The sequence below is a fragment of the Amycolatopsis kentuckyensis genome, from assembly GCF_002155975.1.
GTDB classification, from domain to species: Bacteria; Actinomycetota; Actinomycetes; order Mycobacteriales; family Pseudonocardiaceae; genus Amycolatopsis; species Amycolatopsis kentuckyensis.
In genome coordinates this window covers 1-18602 of record NZ_MUMI01000058.1, presented here as the reverse complement: position 1 = coordinate 18602, position 18602 = coordinate 1, and the positions used below count along the sequence as shown (strand labels likewise).

The window sequence follows — 18602 nt, the reverse complement described above, 5'->3', positions numbered from 1 at the left end:
CCGTGCGCCGGCTGCCGCGAACAGCGGGGCGACCAGCCGTCGCCGAGGTGAAGGGAGGGGTGTGGGCCGGACGTCCACGGAGTCGGCGAAAGCGTGGAAGGCGCGGCGCAGGCGGTCCTCGACGTCGGTCATCGGAGTTCTCCTTCCAGCTTCGCCAGCGCGCGGGACGCGCAGGTCTTGACGGTGCCGCGGGAGACGCCGAGCGTGTCGGCGATCTCGGCTTCGGAAAGGCCGGCCCAGTACCGGAGCACGAGCACCTCCCGCTGCCGTCGCGGCAGCCGGCGCACGGCGGCCAGCACCTCGCGGTGCTCTTCGTCGAGCAGGACGCCGGTGTCCGCGGGTGGCACGTCGCCGCGGTCGCCGGGCCGGTGCCGCAGCCGCCGGGCCGCGCGCCGGTGCGCGGAGCGGGCGCCGTTGACCACCGAGACGCGGAGGTAGCCGCCCGCGCCCGCCGGGTCGTCGAGCGGCCAGCGGCGGAAGAGCGCGACGAAGGCGTCCTGCACGACGTCCTCGGCGAGCCCGCGGTCGCCGAGCAGCAGCACGGCGAGCCGGACCAGGCCGGGGCGGTGTGCGCGGAAGAGTTCCGCCGGGTCGACGGCGGTATCGGTGCCCAGGGTGACCTCCTTTACCAGGTACACGCTGGGCAACGGGCCTAGGTTGACAAGGCGACCAGCGCGGCCGCGACGGCGGCTTCGACACCGGCGCCGAGGACGTCGCCGGTGATGCCGCCGAGCCGTTTGGTGCACCGCCACAGGAGCGCTCCCGTGACGGCGTAGGCGAGGCCGACCGCGAGCGGTCCACGCCACCACGGCAGGCCGGGCAGCAGCACGGCCAGCCCGGTGGCGGCCAGACCGACGGCGATCGCCGCGGCGCGGGGGACCGAGCCGGCGACGGTGGCGCCGAGCCCTTCCGGCCGAGCCGTCGGGACGCCGCGCGCGCACGCCATGGAGAGCGTGCACCGGCCGATGAGCACGCCCGCGGCCGCCGTGAACGGGTTGGCGGCGGTCAGGGCACCGACCTGAACGAGGAGGACCAGGACGAGCGTGGCGACCCCGGTGGGGCCGGAATCCCCGCGGCGCATGACGTCGAGGGCCTTGGCGCGGTCGTAGGAGGCGCCGAGGCCGTCGGCGGTGTCGGCGAGCCCGTCGAGGTGCAGGCCCCGGCTGCCGAGCGCGACGGCGCCGAGGGCCAGCGCGGCGGTGGCCAGTGCCGGCCACCCGGCGGCGGTCCCGGCCCAGACGATCCCTCCGGCCACGGCGGCCAGGGGGATCGCCGCGAGCGGCGCGAGCACCATGGCGCGGCCGGCGACCTGCCGATCGATGACGCGTGGCGCCGGCACGGGCACGGTGGTCAGCGTTCCGACGGCCATCCGTGCGGCATCGGCCCAGCGGCTCATGCCAGGTCGGCCAGCAGTCCCATGTCGGCCAAGATCGCCCGGGCCGCTCGGAGCGTCGGGACCGCCTGCACCGCTCCGCTTCCTTCGCCGAGCCGGAGTCCGAAGTCCAGGATCGGCTCCAGGCCCAGAGCTTTCAGCGCGAACGCCTGCGAAGGCTCCGTCGAGCGGTGGCCGGCCAGCCACCACTGCTCGGCGCCCGGCGCGATGTCCCGTGCCACCACGGCCGCCGCGCCCGAGAACACCCCGTCGAGCACCACCGGGATTCCGAGCACCGCCGCCTGGACCAGGAAGCCCGCCGTGGCGGCGACGCACGCGCTGCCCAATGCCGTCAGCCGCTCGAACGGGTCGTCCGTGCGGCCGGCCGTGCGGGCCAAGGCCGCCGCGACCGCGGCCGTCTTGCGTTCGAGGCCCGCCGCGTCGACTCCGGTTCCGGTGCCGACCACCTCGGCCGCCGGCAGGCCCAGCGAGGCCGCCACCAGGGCCGCGCACATCGCCGTGTTGCCGATGCCCATGTCGCCCGGGATCAGCACGTCCGCGTCGCGCTCCTCCAGGGCGATCGCCCGGCCCGCCTCGAACGCCGCCTGGGCTTCGCCCGGCAGCAACGCGTCCTCGACGTCGATCGAGCCCGAACCGCGGCGGATCTTGTGCGCCGTCACCGAGGGCGGTACGTCCGCGCCGTCCCAGTCGACGGCGATGTCCGCGACCCGCACGCGCGCCCCGACCTGGGCGGCCAGCACGTTCACGCCGCTCTTGCCGGCCAGGAACACCCGCACCATCGCCGCGGTCACCTCGCGCGGGTACGCCGAAAGTGCCGAGACGCCGTGGTCGCCCGCGAAGACGACCACGCGGACGTCGTCCAGCGGGCGCGGGGGCACCGTGCCGTGCGCCGCGGACAGCCAGGCCGCGATCTCCTCCAGCCTGCCGAGCGCGCCGAGCGGCTTGACCAGGCCGTCGAGCCGCTCCAGTGCGGCGGTGCGGGCGGCGGGGTCGGGCACGGGTACGTCGAACACGGGCGCCTCCTGGCTACAGGTCGAGCGCCCGGCCCGCGACGACCAGCACGACCCGGTCGGCGTCGGCGGACACCCGGTTGTTGAGTGCGCCCAGCACATCACGGAACAGGCGTCCGGACGACGTTGCGGGCACCACACCGCTGCCGACCTCGTTGCTCACCGCGACCACCGGCACCCGCGCCGCGGCCCACGCGGCCAGGAAGTCCTCGAGCCGGTCGTCCAGGCGGTGCTCCCAGCCCGGCTTCTGCCGCCACGCGCCGACGTCGTCCAGCACGCGGGACAGCCAGGTGCCGAGGCAGTCGATCAGCAGCGGCTCGGTCGCCGTGCGCAGGATGCCGGCCAGGTCGGTCGTCTCGACGGTCTTCCAGTTCGCCGGCCGGCGCGCCTGGTGCGCGGCCACCCGCGCGGCCCATTCGGGGTCGTCTTCGCCCGCGGGCAGGCCCGGCGCGACGTAGACGAGGTGCGGGTGGTGGGCGACGAGCCGCTCGGCGTGCCGTGACTTCCCCGAGCGGACGCCGCCGAGGACCAGCACCTTGCCCTCGTCGCGCCCGTACCGGCGGAGGGCGCGAGCCAGGGTCTCGAGGAACCCGGCGAGCCGGTGCGTCAGCCCCGCCGACGGACGTTTCTTCGCGGAGGCGGCATTGGGCCCCGCCGACGTACGCTTCTTCTCGGAGGCGGCATTGGGCACAGTCATACCCGGCATTCTGGTGCACGCGCTACCGTGCGCCACGTGCCACTCCGTCTAGGGACAACCGCGGCCGGACTCGTGACCGGATACGTCGCCGACGCTCTGTTCGGTGACCCCCGAACGGGCCATCCGGTCGCCCTGTTCGGGACTGGTGCGGCTCGGCTGGAACACCGTCTGTGGGCTGATTCGAAGCCGCGCGGAGCCGCGTACGCAGCGCTGTGCACCTTCGGCGCCGTCGGCCTCGGCGTCGCGCTCCAGACGGCGACGCGGCGACGTCCCTTCGCGCGATTCGCACTCACCGCCGCGTCCACGTGGGTTGTGCTCGGCGGACGCGGGCTCGCCGCCGAAGGCACCGAAATGGCCCGCCTGCTCGAAGCCGGCGAAGTACCCGAAGCGCGTCAACGGCTCTCGCACCTCTGCGCCCGTGACGCGACAACCCTCGACTCCGCCGAGCTGACTCGCGCGGCGACCGAGTCGATCGCCGAGAACACCTCGGATGCCGTGGTCGCGCCGCTGTTCTGGGGCGCCGTTGCCGGGATGCCGGGTCTTCTCGGCTACCGCGCGCTCAACACGCTCGACGCCATGGTCGGCTACCGCTCGGCGCGCTACCGCCGCTTCGGCTGGGCCGCGGCGCGCGCCGACGACGTTGTCAACCTGGTTCCGTCGCGGATCGGGGCGGTGCTCACCGCGTTGTGCGCGGGCGGGCGGGCGCGGGACGCGTGGCGGATGTGGCGCCGCGATGGCACCCGGCACCCGAGCCCGAACGCGGGCCAGGTCGAGGCCGCCTTCGCGGGTGCGCTGGACGTCCGGCTCGGCGGGACGAACAGCTACGGCGGCGAGGTGGAGAGCCGGGCGCGGCTCGGGGACGGGCGCGATCCGGAACCGGTCGACCTGCGGCGGGCGGTCCGGTTGTCGCGTCGCGTGGGCGCCGCTGCGGTCGCGGTGGCGGCGGTGGTGGCCCGGTGAGCGGGCTGCTCGTTGCCGGGACGACGTCCGATGCCGGAAAGAGCCTGGTCACCGCCGGGATCTGCCGGTGGCTTGCGCGCCGGGGGGTGCGGGTGGCGCCGTTCAAGGCGCAGAACATGTCCAACAACTCCATGGTCTGCGCCGACGGGGCCGAGATCGGCCGCGCCCAGTGGGTGCAGGCGCGCGCCGCCGGGGTGGAACCCGAGGCGGCGATGAACCCGGTGTTGCTCAAGCCGGGCAGTGATCGGCGCAGCCACGTCGTCGCGCTCGGGAAGCCGTTCGGCACGCTCGAAGCGGGGGAGTACGCCACCGGGCGGGCCGGGCTGGCCGAGATCGCCTTCGATGCGTTCGAGGACCTCAGCGCGCGGTACGACGTCGTCGTCTGCGAAGGCGCCGGCAGTCCGGCGGAGATCAACCTGCGCGGCGGCGACTACGTCAACATGGGGCTCGCGCGGCGGTTCGGGCTGCCGGTGCTGGTCGTCGGCGACATCGACCGCGGCGGCGTGCTCGCGGCCATGTTCGGCACCCTCGCGCTGCTCTCGGCCGAAGACCAGGCTCTGGTCGCGGGCTGGGTGGTCAACAAGTTCCGCGGCGACGTCGGGCTGCTGCGGCCCGGCCTGGACAGCCTCGAGAAGGTCACCGGACGGCCGGTGCTGGGCGTGCTGCCGTGGCTGGACCGGGTGTGGATCGACTCGGAGGATGCCCTCGCCGTGGCGGGCTGGCGCCGGGAGGCGCCCGGCGGCGGGCTCGGCGTGGCGGTCGTCCGGTTCCCGCGCGCGTCCAACGCCACCGACGTCGACGCGCTGGCCGCCGAACCCGGGGTCACGGTGACGCTCACCGCCGACCCGGACGTCGTCGCGGCGGCGGACGTCGTCGTGCTGCCCGGATCGCGCGCCACCGTGGCCGACCTGGCCTGGCTGCGGGAGCGCGGTCTGGACACGGCGGTGACGGCCCGGGCCGCCGCGGGCCGTCCGGTCGTCGGCATCTGCGGCGGTTACCAGATGCTCACGGGGTCCATTGTGGACGACGTCGAGTCCGGCGCGGGCGAGGTCGCGGGCCTCGGCCTGCTGCCCGGGCGGGTGACGTTCGCCGCGGAGAAGGTGCTCGCCCGGCCCTCGGGAACGTGGCGCGGCCACCGGGTGGACGCCTACGAAATCCACCACGGCTCGGTGGCCACGACGGGCCCGGCCGAGTCCTTTCTGGACGGTCAGCGCGCCGGGACGGTCTGGGGCACGATGTGGCACGGCGCGTTCGAGAACGACGCCTTCCGCCGCGCGTGGCTCACCGAAGCGGCGGCGCAGGCCGGCGTCGGGTGGACGCCGGCACCGGACGCGCCGGGCTTCGGCGAGCTGCGCGAGGAAATGCTGGACAAGCTCGCGGACGCGGTCGGCGAGCACCTGGACACGGCGGCGCTGCGGACGCTGCTGGAGCGCGGGGCGCCGCTGGACCTGCCGTTCGTCCCGCCGGGCGCGCCTTAGCCCGGCGGGGGAGCGGAGAGTCCATGGACCCGCTCGGCGGGCCCGGCTCGGTCAGGCGGCGACCGCGGTGCGCCGGTTCAGGGCCTTCTCCGCGAAGGCGCCGAACGTCAGGCCCAGCGCCAGCCACAGCGTCACCTGGGTGCCGACCGATGCCGTGCGGAAGCTCCACAGCGTCGACGCCGGGAAGGTCGCCGGAACCTCGTCGACCACCGGCATCAGCCAGGCGACGACGCCGATCACGACGACGTAGCCCGCCGCCGCCAGGAGGAAGCCGTTCCAGGCGCCGAGGCGGTCTGCGAGCTTGCGGCCGAACACCGTGGCGAAAATGCCGACGAGCAGGGACACCGCGACGAAACCGAAGTACAGCTCGGTGCGCGAGCCGATCGTGCCCGGCTGGCCCACCGCCGGCGGGTTGGCCGGGTACTTCAGGAAGGGCACCAGGAACACCACCGCGAACGCACCCGCCGTGAGCAGCAACGCCGTCAGCCGGGGGCGCAGCGAACCGAGCCGTCCCTGGGCGAACGCGAACGCCAGCGAGAGCAGTCCGCCGATCGCCACGCCGTAGACGAGCACGCCGGTCAGCAGGCCGAGCGTGCTCTGGATGTCGCGGGGGACGAGCTCTTCCTCTTCTGAGGAAGGCGCAGGAGCGGAAGCATCGTGGGAGTGCGCGTGGCCGCCGGCGGACTCCTCGAGGCCGATGGCTGCGTTCACCGACGGCTCACCGAACGCGTAGGCGAACCCGAACGCGAGCACACCGGCGATCAGGCCCGCGAGCATGCCGCGGACCAGCAGGGTCTTCATCATGGGAGTGCGTGCCGCCGATCAGTGGCAGGGGAAGGCCAGCAGGTGCCGGCCGTCGTGCACGAACTCGTGGACGTACATGTTCGCGAACACCGCCGTGGCGCCCTGCTCGGCGCTCACGAAGTACAGCGCGATCAGGGCGAGGAGCACCACGAACACCGCCCACGGCACGATCTCACGGATCGGGATGCGGATCGGGAGCGGAACGGCGGGAGCTGCCGTCTGGGTCATCGGTGGCCTCCTCGGGCTTTCGCGGCCTCATCGGGGTCGATCACGAGGGTCCGGGTCTGGCTTCCCCCTGGCGGGGGTCACAGTGGCGCGACCGCGCGGACTTGCACCGCGTTCCGGAATCCTCGTCTGGCCGGTTGAGCGTAGGTCCGCCGTTCCGCGCGCGTCAATGTGACAATGCCGCGGTGACTCGAATGGTGGCCGCCCTCGATGTGGGCGGGACGACGATCAAGGCGGCGCTGCTCGACGAGGAGCTCCAGCCCCAGGCAGCCCTGCGCGCGGAGACGGCCCGCAGCGCGGACGGGACGGCGCTGGCCGCCCAGACCGTGGACATCGTGGCCGCGCTGGCCGAGCAGGCGGGCACCGGGCAGCCGGCCGCGGTCGGGGTGGTGGTGCCGGGGATCGTCGACGAGCAGACCCGGGTCTGCCACTTCTCGGCCAACCTCGACTGGCGCGAAGTCCCCTTCGGCGAGCTCCTGGAAGACCGGCTCGGACTGCCGGTCGCCTTCGGGCACGACGTCACCGCGGGCGGCATCGCCGAGTTCCGCGTGGGCGCCGGGCGGGGCGCGACGAACGCGGCGTTCATCCCCGTCGGCACCGGGATCGCCGCCGCGCTGCTGCTCGACGGCCGGATCCACCGCGCGCACGGGCAGGCCGGCGAGGTCGGGCACATCGACGTCGGCCACGCCGGCAAGTGCGGCTGCGGCGCGACCGGCTGCCTGGAAGCGATCTCGTCGGCGGCCGCGATCGCCCGCCGCTACACCGAGCGCACCGGGCGCCCGGCTGACGGCGCGCGTGAGGTCGTCGAGCTGGCGCGACGCGGTGACGAGGTCGCTGTCGCCGTCGTCCAGGACGCGCTCGACGGGCTCGGACACGGCATCCGGACGCTGCTGACGCTGCTCGGCCCGGAGGTGATCGTCCTGGGTGGCGGCCTGTTCACCGCGGCTGACTACGTGCTGGAGCCGGTGCGCGAGTGGCTGGCCGCGCACCTGACGTTCCAGCGGATGCCGGAGCTGCGGATCGCCGAGCTGGGCGACGAAGCCGGCCGGCTGGGCGCCGGGTTGCTGGCCTTCGACCTGCTCAAGGCCTGAGGGAGACCGGAGGCCACCGAAGTGGTGGCCTCCGGCGAGGTCAGAGCGAACGCAGGAACGCCAGCGACGGCATGAAGAAGTACTCGCCGCCGCGCAGCGTCACCGACTGCGGCACCGGGCCGGCCGTCCGCCGCGCGGAGCCGCCCCAGTCCACGGTGTAGTCCGACGACCCGCGCACGCCCTGGCCGATCACCGGGTCCAGCCCCGGCGTGACGCCGTCGACGATCGGGAAGCCCGGATTGTCCGCCCAGACCGCCTGGGTGAACTCGAACTGGTTGCCCAGTTGTGAGTTGAAGGCCATGAACAGCAGCCCCACCCCACCGCTCGGCCGGGCCGCGGGCGGCACGTCGGCGTTCGGGTCGTCCGGGCGCTCCCCGTACGTGACGCCGCGGCGGGCCATCAGGTGCCGCCGCTCGTCGGCCGGGTCTTCGGCGCCGCCGGAGCCGCGCGGGTTCGTCTTGCGGATGTGCGCCTGGAACGGGCACTTCAGCGCGGCGCGGTCGCTGTCGTAGGTGAAGTTGTTCGACACCGGGCTTTCCGCGCCGTCTTCCCGCTGGGTGGTCAGCGGCGTGCCGTCCTCGAACCGGCCGATGATCATCGCCCCGGCCCGCTCGCGGTCTTCGCCGGTGAGGCCGAGCGTGTCGGCCAGATCCGCTTCGGCCTGCTTGAACCGCCGGACGTTCTGTTCGAGTTTGCGGAAAACGAAATAGCTGCCAAAATGCACGCCGGGATCCGGCGCCGCGGTGTCGGGAACCAGCACCTGCTCCAGGGGTGACGCCGGGTTCCACACGTTGATTCCGTCGGTGTTGTTCTTCTCCGCGTCGACGTCTTCGGTGAGGAACAGCGGCTGGCTGCGGCCGTCGACGTACCCGAAGTGCTCGATGCCCTCGCCGCGCGCGTTGACCCGGCCGAGGCCGGTTTCCTCCGCGAGCACGGTGACCGAATCGGGTAGCAGGCCGAGGATTTCGTTGCGGCGGGCCGCCATCGTTTTGTCGGTGGCGTCCCCGACGAGCACGACGGCGTGGATTTCCGTGCGGTAGCCCGGATCGAACGTCGAGCGCGGCGGGTCGGCCAGCCGCTGCCGCGTGTCCGGCGCCGTCATCCCGCGCAGGAACGCCTGGTCCTGCGGGAGGTTCTCGACGCCCAGGGCGCGGTAACCGGCCGCGGTGAGCCCGACGCCGACGTACGGCGTTCCCCCGCCGGCCTCGGTCTTGAACGCGCTCACCTCGTCGAGGTGTGCCTTGGCGGACTTCATCTTCCCGGTGACCGACACGAGGAAGGCGCGCGCCTCCGCCGCGTCGCCGAAAGCGATGAACAGGGCGGACAGGTGGTCGCGGACGTGGGCCTTGAGGATGTTCGGCTGCAGTTCGCCGAGCATCGTCGCGGCATCGCCGGTCGCCGTGGTCCAGGACAGCGTGGTGGACAGATCGATACTCATTCCGGGTTCCCTCCCCTTGTGAAACGCCCGCCTCTCGGCGGGCACCCGGCCGGCCGGACTCCCCCCTCGGCCGACCGGGTCCCCTGAATACAGAGTGCAACGCCGGAGGGGGCCGGTGCCACCCGTTTGCCGGTTTCACACGAAAGATTAAGTTGAGCGTGAAATAGTTTCCGGCCGGAAAGAAACAGGACTAAGCCGGTTCCCCGTGCGTGTCCACAAAGGAGGGACGGAGGAACGCGCGCCGGTAGTCGCCCGGTGCCACGCCGACCTGCTTGAGGAAGTGGTGACGCAGGTTGTTCGCCGTGCCGAGGCCGCTCAGCGCCGCGACCTTCTCCACGGACAGCCCGGTCGATTCCAGGAGCGTCTGCGCGCGGGCCAGGCGCTGGTTGAGCAGCCACTGCAACGGGGTCGTCCCGGTGGCGCGCCGCAGCTGCCGGTAGAAGGTGCGCGGGCTGACCGCGGCCCGGCGGGCCAGGTCCTCGATCGTCAGGGGGCGGTCGAGGTGGGCGCGGGCCCAGTCCAGCACCGGGGCGAGGCCCTCGTCGTCGGTGGCGGGGACGGACAGGTCGACGAACTGGGCCTGGCCGCCGGGGCGGTGCGCGGGCACGACCAGCCGGCGGGCCAGCTGGTTGGCGACGTGCGCGCCGAGGTCGCGGCGGACGAGGTGCAGGCAGAGGTCGAGCCCGGCGGTCATCCCGGCGCTGGTGAGGACGTCGCCGTCGTCGACGTAGAGGACCGAGTCGTCGACCCGGACCTCCGGGTGGCGCTCGGCGAGCTGGGCGGTGTGCATCCAGTGGGCGGTGGCGCGGCGGCCGTCGAGCAGCCCGGCCGCGGCGAGCGCGAAGGCGCCGGTGCACAACGACACCATCCGCGCGCCGTTGTCGTGGGCGTGGCGCAGGGCGGCCACCAGGTCCGGGGGCACCGGCACGCCGTCCTCGACGCAGGCGTCGGGGACCGAGGGCACGATGACCGTGCCGGCGCCGTCGAGGCCGTCGAGCCCGTACGGCGTCCGCAGGGCCAGGCCGGGTGCGGCCGGCGTGGGCGAGCCGATACCGCAGATCCGCAGGTCGTACCAGGGATCGGCCAGGTCGGGTTGCGGTACGCCGAAGACGGTGGCCGCGATGCTCACTTCGTACAGATCCCAGGACCGCAGCCCGATTTCCGCGGGCACGACCAGGGCGACGGACCCTGCGCTCATGCGCCCGATCGTATGGCAGGAATTTGGTGAGGGCGGTCAGTGGTGCCACTGGCCGGCGGCGGCCCGCGCTGCGAATCTGGCGGCAGATGAGCACCGACCTTTGGGGAGCAGTGGAATGAAGCAGTCTGTGACCGTTCTCGGCCTGGGGGCGATGGGCTCGGCGCTGGCCGGGGCCCTGCTGGATCGCGGTCACGCGGTGACGGTGTGGAACCGCACGCCCGGCAAGGCGGCGCCGCTGGTGGAGCGGGGCGCGCGGCTCGCGGCCACGCCCGCGGAGGCGATCGCCGCGAGCCCGCTCGTCGTCGCCTGCGTACTCGACTACGCCGCGCTGCGTGCGGTGGTCGAGCGAGAGTCGTTGGGCGGCAAGGATTTCGTCAATCTGACGTCGGGTGCGCCAGAGCAGGCGGAGGAAGCCGCCGGGTGGTTCGGAGCACGGGGCGCCGGCTACCTCGACGGCGCGATCATGACCACGCCGGAGGGTGTGGGGTCGGCGGAGGTGATGTTCCTGTACAGCGGGCCGCGGCCGGTGTTCGACGCGCACGAACCGGTGCTGGCGGCGCTGGGCGACCCGGTGTACCTCGGGGCGGACGCGGGCCGGGCGTCGCTGTACGACGCGGCCCTGCTGGGGTTGATGTGGTCGGCGATGGCGGGCTGGCTCCACGGCGCGGCGCTGGCCGGGGCGGAGAAGACGCCGGCGACCGAGTTCACGCCGGTGGCGATCCGCTGGCTGGGGACGGTGAACCGGTTCTTGGCGCGATACGCGGAGCAGGTCGACGAAGGGCGTTACCCGGGCGATGACGCCACGGTGGACGTCCAGGTCGCGGCGATCGGGCATCTCATCCATGCGGCCGAGGCGCGCGGGGTGGACAACGCGCTGCCGGAGTTGCTGAAGTCGATGATGGAACGGGCGAGCGCGGCCGGGCACGGGTCGGACAGCTTCGCGAGCCTGGTGGAGGTGTTCGCGGGCCGGGTGGCGGCGAGGTAGCGGAGCGGGCGGTGGGTCCGGCGCCCGCGGGATGTCCGCGAGCCGGGCTCGCCGATCGGGCGCGGCCGGGGCGCGAGGTCCGGTGACCGCGCGGCGGCTCAGTCGAGGGTGGTGGTGGCCGCCATCAGCTCGTCCAGGGCCTCGCGGACCAAATCGGCGAACTCCCGCTCGCTGTCCGGCGCGACCCAGCGGGCGAAGCCCGTCGAGAAGGCGAGCCCCCCGATCTCCGCGGCCAGGCTCGCCGTCGGCGCCGGGACGCCGCGGGCCCGCAGCGCGTCGGCCATGGCTGCCCGCAGCGTCGCGAGCTTCAGGAGTTCCCGCTCGCGCAGGTCGGTGTGGCCGGCGACCACCGCCCGGACCTGGCGCGCCCGCTCCCGGCGTTGCGGCCCGAACGGCGTCGTGGCCGCCGCCAGGGCGGCCGCGACCGCCTCGATGGGGGTGGCCGTGGCCGGGGCATCCGCGATCGCTTCGGCGAAGAGCCGGCTCAGGATCTCCTGGCCCGCGAAGAGCACTTCGCGCTTGTCGCTGAAGTGGCGGAAGAAGGTCCTTTTCGTCAGCCCGGCCCGCTCCGCGATCTCGGCGACCGTCACGCTGTCGTACCCCCGCTCGCCGAAGAGGTCGAGCGCGGCGTCGAGCAGTCGCTCGCGCGTGTTCGGCTCCCAGCGGCTCATTCCCCCAGCCTAGGCGATGACACCGGGTGTCATCACGGTGCTATGGTGATGGCACCAGGTGTCATCACTAAGGGAGAAGCTCATGCGTGTGTTCGTCACCGGCGCGTCCGGCTGGATCGGCCGGGCCCTCGTGCCCGAACTCCTCGAAGCGGGCCACACGGTCGTCGGGCTCGCGAGATCGGACGAGGCCGCCGCCGTCGTCGCGGCCGCGGGGGCCGAGATCCTCCGCGGCGATCTCACCGATCTCGACGTCCTCCGCAAGGGTGCCGACGGTGCCGACGGCGTCGTCCACCTCGCCTTCGGGCACGACTTCAGCCGGATGGACGCCGCGATCCGGACCGACGCGGCCGCCGTCGGCGCCATGACCGACGTCCTGGCCGGCAAGCCCTTCGCCGCCGCCTCGGGGACGCCGATGGTGCCCGGGCGTCCGTCGACCGAGCGGGACGATCCCGTCTTCCCGGGCGTGGTGGCCGGCCGGGGGGACATCGCCAGGGCCGTCCTCGCGACGGCGGACCGCGGCGTCCGCGCGTCCCTCGTCCGGCTGCCGCGTTCGGTCCACGGCGAGGGTGACGCCCATGGGCTCATCGCTCGCCTGGTCGCGCTCGGGCGCGAGAAGGGCATCGCGGCTTACGTCGGCGACGGGACCCAGCGCTGGCCCGCGGTGCACGTCCTGGACGCCGCCCAGGTGTTCCGGCTGGCGCTGGAGCAGGCTCCGGCAGGTGCCGTGCTGCACGCGGTCGGCGACGAAGGCGTGCGGATCCGCGACGTCGCCGAGGTGGTCGGCCGCCGGCTCGACCTGCCGGTCACGTCGGTGGCCGCCGAAGAGCTCGGCTTCCTCGGCGGGATCCTGGCGCTCGACCAGCCGGCGTCCAGCGCGGAGACGCAGGAGTCGCTCGGCTGGCGCCCCACGCGGCCGGGGCTGCTGGACGACCTCGAGCAGGGTTACTACGACCACTGAGGAAATTCATGGTTGACGTGGCTAGTTGTTTCAGTCGAGACTGAAACAACTAGCCACGACGCGGTGCCGGCGACCGTCGAGCCGGCCGAGGAGGAGCGCGGTGTCCGATCCGGACGACCAGGACGAGGTGCTGCGGTGGATCGAGCGGGTGGCCACGTTCTGCGTGGAGGAATGGGCGCTGCCCCCGATCACCGGGCGCATCCTCGGCCTGCTGATGATCTGCGACCCGCCCGAGCGCTCCGCCGGCCGGATCGCCGAGACGATCCGGGCCAGCCGCGCCTCGCTGACGTCGAACCTGCGGTTCCTCGCCGCCATCGGCCTGGTCCGCAAGGTTCGCGTGCCGGGTGACCGCACCGCCTACTACCGCATCGAGGACGACGCCTGGCACAAGGTGATCCAGCGCAAGCTCGACGGCCTCGGCGCCTTCGGCGAGATCGCCGAGGAGGGCGCGAAACTCGCCGGCGGCAGCGGACCCCGCACCGAACGCATCCGCGCCGCCCAGCAGTCCCTGACCTGGCTGCGCGACATCGCCGCCCGCCATCCCCCGAAACCCTGAGGACTTCCCGTGCAAACTCTGGACCTGGATCCGCTTCGGGAAACGTTGCTGCTCACCCTCTACGCGAGGGCCCTGGACTCCCAGCTGCCCCATCCGATCCTCGGCGACACCCACTCCGCGGGCATCGCCGGCGCGATCGACTACGACTTCGCCAAGCTCCGGCTCAAGCCCAGCCTCGTCTGCGGCACCGCGCTGCGCGCCAAGAAGCTCGACGACGCGGTCCGGGCGTTCGTCGCCGCCCACCCGGGCGCCGTCGTGCTCGACCTCGGGTGCGGGCTCGACACCCGCGTCCTCCGCTGCGACCCGCCTGCCGGGGTCGACTGGTACGACGTCGACTTCCCGGACGTCGTCGACCTGCGGGCCCGGTTCCTCCCGGACCGGTCCCGGCGCCTCGGCGCCGACCTGACCACGCCGGGCTGGCTCGACCCGCTGCCCCGCGACCGGCCGGCCGTGATCGTCGCCGAAGGCCTGCTGCCGTTCCTGCCCGGCGACAGCTTCCAGCGGATGACCCGCGAGCTGACCGCGCACTTCGACTCCGGCGAACTCGCCATCAACGGCTACACCCGCTTCGCCGCCTGGTCGATGAAGTACCACCCGACCATCAAGGCCATCGGCATCACCGCCGCCCAGGGCTTCGACGATCCGCACGACCCCGAAACCTGGAACGCGGGCCTGACCTTGGTCGAGGAGAACCTGCTCGCCCGCGCCCCGGAAGTCGGCGGCTTTCCCCAGCCGCTGCGCGCGGCCACCCGGCTCATGAGCCACAGCACCGCACTGTCCCGGCAGGGCACGCGCATCCTCCGCTACCGGTTCTGAGAAGTGGGACAGCGCCGGCGGAGGTGGCGACGATGACACCTCCGCCGGCGCCGGGTCTCACGCGATCGGCCGGTCCGTCGGCGCGATCGGGCGGGGCAGGAAGTCGCGGCCGGTCAGGTATGCGTCGACGCCGGCCGCGGCGCTGCGGCCCTCCGCGATCGCCCACACGATCAGGGACTGGCCGCGGCCCATGTCGCCGGCCACGAACACGTTGTCCAGGCTCGTCTTGAACGCCTGGTCGCGCGCCACGTTGCCGCGCGCGTCCAGCTCGACGCCGAGGTCCTCGATCAGGCCCTTCTTCTGCGGCCCGAGGAAGCCCATCGCCAGCAGGACCAGCTGCGCCGGCAGCTCGCGTTCCGAACCGGGCACCGGGACGAACTTGCCGCCCTCGTTGCGGACCTCGACCAGCTTCAGGGCCCGGACGCGACCGTCGGAGTCGCCCAGGAACTCCTGCGTGTTCACCGCGTAGAGGCGCTCGCCGCCCTCTTCGTGCGCCGAGGACACCCGGTAGATCATCGGGTACGTCGGCCACGGGTGCGCGTCCGAACGGGACTCCGGCGGCTTCGGCATGATCTCCAGCTGCGTCACCGAACGCGCGCCCTGGCGGTGCGACGTGCCGACGCAGTCCGCCCCCGTGTCGCCGCCGCCGATGACCACGACGTCCAGGCCGGAGGCGTCGATGGGGGACACCGGAAGCTCGCCCGAAGCGACCCGGTTGGCCGGTGGCAGGAACTCCATCGCCTGGTGGATGCCGGCCAGCTCGCGTCCGGGGATCGGCAGGTCGCGCCAGTCGGTCGCGCCACCGGCCAGCACCACGGCGTCGTAGGACGAAGTCAGCTCGGAAGCGGAGATGTCCACGCCGACGTTCACCGACGCCCGGAACTCCGTGCCCTCGGCGCGCATCTGGTCGAGCCGCCGGTCCAGGCGGGACTTCTCCATCTTGAACTCGGGGATGCCGTAGCGCAGCAGCCCGCCGATCTTGTCGGCCCGCTCGAGGACCACGACGCTGTGGCCCGCGCGCGTGAGCTGCTGCGCCGCGGCAAGACCCGACGGGCCGGACCCGACGACCGCGACCTTCTTGCCCGTGAGGGCGACCGGCACCTGGGGCGTCACCCAGCCTTCGTCGAAGGCCCGGTCGATGATCGAGATCTCGACGCGCTTGATCGTCACGGGATCGTCGTTGATCCCGAGCACGCACGCCGTCTCACAGGGTGCCGGGCACAGCGTCCCGGTGAACTCCGGGAAGTTGTTCGTGGCGTGCAGCCGCTCGATGGCCTGCTGCCAGTCCTCGCGCCAGGTCAGCGTGTTCCACTCCGGGATGAGGTTCCCGAGCGGGCAGCCCTGGTGGCAGAACGGGATGCCGCAGTCCATGCAGCGGCCGGCCTGCTTCTGCAGCTTCGTCGTGGCGAAGTCTTCGTAGACCTCTCGCCAGTCCATCAGCCGCAGGTCGACCGGACGCCGCTTCGGCTCTTCGCGGGTGGTGGTCAGAAAGCCCTTGGGGTCAGCCATGTGCGGCCTCCATGATCGCCTCGTTCACGTCGCGCCCGTCGCGCTCGGCCTGCACCTGGGCGGCGAGCACGCGCTTGTAGTCCTTCGGCATGACCTTCCCGAAGCGGTCGACGCCCGCGTCCCAGTCGGCCAGCAGTTCCCGCGCGACCGCGGATTCCGTTTCGTTGTAGTGCTTTTCCAGCGTCTCGCGCAGGAAGTCGGCGTCCTCGGAGTCGAGCGGGTCGAGGTCGACCATCTCCGGGTTGACGCGGTGCGCGGGCAGGTCCAGCACGTAGGCGATGCCGCCGGACATGCCGGCCGCGAAGTTGCGCCCGATCGGGCCGAGCACGACCATGCGGCCGCCGGTCATGTACTCGCCGCCGTGGTCGCCCACGCCTTCGACGACGGCCAGCGCGCCGGAGTTGCGCACGCAGAACCGCTCGCCGACCTTGCCGCGGATGAAGATCTCACCGCTCGTCGCGCCGTAGGCGATGACGTTGCCGGCGATGATGTGATCCTCGGCGGCGATCCGGGCCTCGCGCGGCGGCCGCACGATCAGCCGTCCGCCGGAGAGGCCCTTGCCGACGTAGTCGTTGCCGTCGCCGTAGAGCCGCAGCGTGATGCCCTTCGGCACGAACGCGCCGAACGACTGGCCGGCGGTGCCGGTGAAGGTGACGTCGATGGTGTCGTCGGGCAGGCCTTCGCCGCCCCACCGCTTGGTCAGCTCGGAGCCGAGCATGGTGCCGACGGTCCGGTTCACGTTGCGCACCGGCAGTTCCAGCCGCACCTTGTCACCGGAGTTCAACGCGCCTTCGGCGAGCTGGATCAGCGTGTTGTCGAGCGCCTTCTCCAGCCCGTGGTCCTGCTTCGTCTGCTGCAGCCGCAGCCCGGCCGGGGCGATGTCCGGCACGTGGAAGATCGGCGACAGGTCGAGCCCGGACGCCTTCCAGTGCTCGATCGCCTTGCGCTTGTCGAGGAACTCGGCGTGCCCGACGGCCTCGGCGATGGACCGGAAGCCCAGCGCCGCCAGGTACTCCCGGACCTCCTGGGCGATGAACTCGAAGAAGTTGACGACGTACTCGGCCTTGCCGGTGAACTTCTCGCGCAGCTTCGGGTTCTGCGTCGCGACGCCCACCGGGCACGTGTCGAGGTGGCAGACGCGCATCATGATGCAGCCCGACACCACCAGCGGCGCGGTCGCGAAGCCGAACTCCTCGGCGCCGAGCAGCGCCGCGATGACGACGTCACGGCCGGTCTTGAGCTGGCCGTCGGTCTGCACCACGATCCGGTCGCGCAGCCGGTTGGCCAGCAGCGTCTGCTGGGTCTCGGCCAGGCCGAGCTCCCACGGGCCGCCGGCGTGCTTGATGGACGACAGCGGCGACGCGCCCGTCCCGCCGTCGTGGCCCGAGATGAGCACCACGTCCGCGTGCGCCTTGGACACACCGGCCGCGACCGTGCCGACGCCGACCTCGGACACGAGCTTCACGTGGATGCGCGCGTTCGGGTTGGCGTTCTTGAGGTCGTGGATGAGCTGCGCCAGGTCCTCGATCGAGTAGATGTCGTGGTGCGGCGGCGGCGAAATCAGGCCGACACCGGGGGTCGAGAACCGCGTCTTCGCGATCCACGGGTACACCTTCGCGCCGGGCAGCTGCCCGCCTTCGCCGGGCTTCGCGCCCTGCGCCATCTTGATCTGGATGTCGTCGGCGTTGACGAGGTATTCGCTCGTGACGCCGAAGCGGCCGGACGCGACCTGCTTGACGGCACTACGACGCTCCGGGTCGTAGAGCCGTTCGGCGTCTTCGCCGCCCTCACCGGTGTTGGACTTCCCGCCGAGGCGGTTCATCGCGATGGCGAGGGTCTGGTGCATCTCCATGGAGATCGAGCCGTAGGAGATGGCGCCGGTGGCGAACCGCTTGACGATCGAGGAGACCGGCTCGACCTCGTCGATCGGCACCGGTGCCCGCTGGCCGTACTTGAAGTCGAACAGGCCGCGCAGCGTCAGCAGCTTCTCGGCCTGGTCGTCGACGGCCTTCGTGTACTCCTTGAAGATCTCGTACTTCCCGGACCGCGTGGAGTGCTGGAGCTTGAACACGGTCTGCGGGTTGAACAGGTGCGGCTCGCCTTCGCGCCGCCACTGGTAGTCCGCGCCGGTCTCCAGCTCGCGGTGGGCCGCCCGGACGCCGTCGGCCGGGAACGCGTACTTGTGCCGCTTCGCGACCTCGTCGGCGAGCGTCTCGAAGCCGACGCCGCCGAGACGGGACGTCGTGCCGGTGAAGCAGTTCTCGATGACCTCTTCGCCGAGCCCGATCGCTTCGAAGATCTGCGCGCCGGTGTAGGACGCGACGGTCGAAACACCCATCTTGGACATCGTCTTGCGGACGCCCTTGCCGAGCGCCTTGATCAGGTTCTGCGTCGCCTGCTTCGGCGTCACGCCGGGGATCAGGCCCTGGTGGGCCATCTCCTCGACGGTCGCCATCGCCAGGTACGGGTTGACCGCGGCGACGCCGTAGCCGATGAGCAGCGCGATGTGGTGCACCTCGCGCGCGTCGCCGGCCTCGACGATGAGGCCGACCTGCGTGCGCGTCTTCTCGCGGACGAGGTGGTGGTGCACCGCGCCGGTGAGCAGCAGCGAGGGGATCGGCGCGTGGTTCTCGTCGACGCCGCGGTCGGACAGCACGATCAGCCGGGCGCCGTCCTCGATCGCCTCCGACACCTCGGCGCGGATCTCGTCGAGGCGCTTGACGAGCGCGTCGCCGCCGCCGTGCACGTTGTACCGGCCGAGCACGGTGACCGCCTGGAACTCCGGCAGGTCGCCGTCGTCGTTGACGTGGACG

At 72.6% G+C, this 18602-nt stretch carries 18 protein-coding genes; 7 read left to right on the top strand and 11 right to left on the bottom strand.

Features of this window, described 5'->3' with window-relative positions; translation table 11 throughout:
- Positions 1-128: 128 nt before the first annotated feature.
- From CCN39_RS06055 to CCN39_RS06040, 4 genes are read right to left on the bottom strand one after another with little or no spacing between them, the layout of a single operon-like run.
- Positions 129-638, bottom strand: a complete 510-nt coding sequence (locus CCN39_RS06055) for a SigE family RNA polymerase sigma factor (protein WP_244210635.1) — start codon at positions 636-638, stop codon at positions 129-131.
- A gap of 14 nt (positions 639-652) precedes the next feature.
- Complete coding sequence (locus tag CCN39_RS06050; RefSeq protein ID WP_086839185.1) at positions 653-1369, bottom strand: adenosylcobinamide-GDP ribazoletransferase; 717 nt, start codon at positions 1367-1369, stop codon at positions 653-655.
- A 23-nt stretch (positions 1370-1392) separates the two neighbouring features.
- Positions 1393-2406: a nicotinate-nucleotide--dimethylbenzimidazole phosphoribosyltransferase gene (cobT, locus tag CCN39_RS06045; RefSeq protein WP_086839183.1), complete on the bottom strand. Its 1014-nt coding sequence runs from the start codon at positions 2404-2406 to the stop codon at positions 1393-1395.
- Between the two features lie 13 nt (positions 2407-2419).
- Entirely contained in the window at positions 2420-3100 is a 681-nt protein-coding gene (locus tag CCN39_RS06040; protein ID WP_086839181.1) for a bifunctional adenosylcobinamide kinase/adenosylcobinamide-phosphate guanylyltransferase, read from the bottom strand.
- A 36-nt stretch (positions 3101-3136) separates the two neighbouring features.
- Between CCN39_RS06040 and CCN39_RS06035 the strand changes: the two genes are divergently transcribed.
- Entirely contained in the window at positions 3137-4060 is a 924-nt protein-coding gene (locus tag CCN39_RS06035) for a cobalamin biosynthesis protein (RefSeq protein ID WP_086839187.1), read from the top strand.
- Positions 4057-5538, top strand: coding sequence for a cobyric acid synthase (locus CCN39_RS06030; protein WP_086839179.1), 1482 nt, complete (start codon positions 4057-4059; stop codon positions 5536-5538). Before CCN39_RS06035 ends, CCN39_RS06030 begins: the two co-directional genes overlap by 4 nt.
- Before the next feature lie 51 nt (positions 5539-5589).
- Here the strand turns inward: CCN39_RS06030 and CCN39_RS06025 are convergent, their stop codons facing one another.
- Positions 5590-6342 (bottom strand): CbtA family protein, encoded by a 753-nt coding sequence (locus tag CCN39_RS06025; protein WP_086839177.1) that lies wholly within the window; start codon positions 6340-6342, stop codon positions 5590-5592.
- 18 nt (positions 6343-6360) lie between these two features.
- Entirely contained in the window at positions 6361-6570 is a 210-nt protein-coding gene (locus tag CCN39_RS06020; RefSeq protein ID WP_003069169.1) for a CbtB domain-containing protein, read from the bottom strand.
- Positions 6571-6761: 191 nt separating this feature from the next.
- Between CCN39_RS06020 and CCN39_RS06015 the strand changes: the two genes are divergently transcribed.
- Positions 6762-7658, top strand: a complete 897-nt coding sequence (locus CCN39_RS06015; protein ID WP_086839175.1) for an ROK family protein — start codon at positions 6762-6764, stop codon at positions 7656-7658.
- Positions 7659-7698: 40 nt separating this feature from the next.
- Here the strand turns inward: CCN39_RS06015 and CCN39_RS06010 are convergent, their stop codons facing one another.
- Positions 7699-9096 carry a Dyp-type peroxidase gene (locus CCN39_RS06010; protein ID WP_086839173.1) on the bottom strand — a complete coding sequence of 466 codons (1398 nt, stop codon included), beginning with the start codon at positions 9094-9096 and terminating at the stop codon, positions 7699-7701.
- Between the two features lie 190 nt (positions 9097-9286).
- The gene (locus tag CCN39_RS06005; protein WP_086839171.1) at positions 9287-10294 is read right to left on the bottom strand and encodes a helix-turn-helix domain-containing protein; all 1008 of its coding nucleotides are present in this window, start codon (positions 10292-10294) and stop codon (positions 9287-9289) included.
- 115 nt (positions 10295-10409) lie between these two features.
- Between CCN39_RS06005 and CCN39_RS06000 the strand changes: the two genes are divergently transcribed.
- A complete protein-coding gene (locus tag CCN39_RS06000; protein WP_086839169.1) occupies positions 10410-11279 on the top strand; it encodes an NAD(P)-dependent oxidoreductase in 870 nt (289 codons plus the stop codon).
- Between the two features lie 98 nt (positions 11280-11377).
- Here the strand turns inward: CCN39_RS06000 and CCN39_RS05995 are convergent, their stop codons facing one another.
- Complete coding sequence (locus CCN39_RS05995; protein WP_086839167.1) at positions 11378-11950, bottom strand: TetR/AcrR family transcriptional regulator; 573 nt, start codon at positions 11948-11950, stop codon at positions 11378-11380.
- An 82-nt stretch (positions 11951-12032) separates the two neighbouring features.
- Between CCN39_RS05995 and CCN39_RS05990 the strand changes: the two genes are divergently transcribed.
- From CCN39_RS05990 to CCN39_RS05980, 3 genes are all read left to right on the top strand, one after another.
- Complete coding sequence (locus CCN39_RS05990) at positions 12033-12908, top strand: SDR family oxidoreductase (RefSeq protein WP_086839165.1); 876 nt, start codon at positions 12033-12035, stop codon at positions 12906-12908.
- A gap of 100 nt (positions 12909-13008) precedes the next feature.
- Positions 13009-13464 carry a GbsR/MarR family transcriptional regulator gene (locus CCN39_RS05985; RefSeq protein ID WP_086839163.1) on the top strand — a complete coding sequence of 152 codons (456 nt, stop codon included), beginning with the start codon at positions 13009-13011 and terminating at the stop codon, positions 13462-13464.
- A gap of 9 nt (positions 13465-13473) precedes the next feature.
- Positions 13474-14280: a class I SAM-dependent methyltransferase gene (locus CCN39_RS05980; protein ID WP_086839161.1), complete on the top strand. Its 807-nt coding sequence runs from the start codon at positions 13474-13476 to the stop codon at positions 14278-14280.
- Between the two features lie 57 nt (positions 14281-14337).
- On the opposite strand, the gene CCN39_RS05975 is transcribed toward CCN39_RS05980, so the two are convergent.
- Complete coding sequence (locus tag CCN39_RS05975) at positions 14338-15789, bottom strand: glutamate synthase subunit beta (RefSeq protein ID WP_086839159.1); 1452 nt, start codon at positions 15787-15789, stop codon at positions 14338-14340.
- Positions 15782-18602: glutamate synthase large subunit (gene gltB, locus CCN39_RS05970; RefSeq protein WP_086839157.1), on the bottom strand; the 2821-nt coding region annotated here is incomplete at its 5' end. The genes gltB and CCN39_RS05975, both read right to left, overlap by 8 nt.

Bases quoted from the DNA above. Each gene is read 5' to 3' on its own strand.
- CCN39_RS06050 (WP_086839185.1), bottom strand. From the start codon at position 1,369: ATGGCCGTCGGAACGCTGACCACCGTGCCCGTGCCGGCGCCACGCGTC.
- CCN39_RS06040 (WP_086839181.1), bottom strand. From the start codon at position 3,100: ATGACTGTGCCCAATGCCGCCTCCGAGAAGAAGCGTACGTCGGCGGGG.
- CCN39_RS06025 (WP_086839177.1), bottom strand. From the start codon at position 6,342: ATGATGAAGACCCTGCTGGTCCGCGGCATGCTCGCGGGCCTGATCGCC.
- CCN39_RS06020 (WP_003069169.1), bottom strand. From the start codon at position 6,570: ATGACCCAGACGGCAGCTCCCGCCGTTCCGCTCCCGATCCGCATCCCG.
- CCN39_RS06015 (WP_086839175.1), top strand. From the start codon at position 6,762: ATGGTGGCCGCCCTCGATGTGGGCGGGACGACGATCAAGGCGGCGCTG.
- CCN39_RS06010 (WP_086839173.1), bottom strand. From the start codon at position 9,096: ATGAGTATCGATCTGTCCACCACGCTGTCCTGGACCACGGCGACCGGC.
- CCN39_RS06005 (WP_086839171.1), bottom strand. From the start codon at position 10,294: ATGAGCGCAGGGTCCGTCGCCCTGGTCGTGCCCGCGGAAATCGGGCTG.
- CCN39_RS06000 (WP_086839169.1), top strand. From the start codon at position 10,410: ATGAAGCAGTCTGTGACCGTTCTCGGCCTGGGGGCGATGGGCTCGGCG.
- CCN39_RS05995 (WP_086839167.1), bottom strand. From the start codon at position 11,950: ATGAGCCGCTGGGAGCCGAACACGCGCGAGCGACTGCTCGACGCCGCG.
- CCN39_RS05990 (WP_086839165.1), top strand. From the start codon at position 12,033: ATGCGTGTGTTCGTCACCGGCGCGTCCGGCTGGATCGGCCGGGCCCTC.
- CCN39_RS05975 (WP_086839159.1), bottom strand. From the start codon at position 15,789: ATGGCTGACCCCAAGGGCTTTCTGACCACCACCCGCGAAGAGCCGAAG.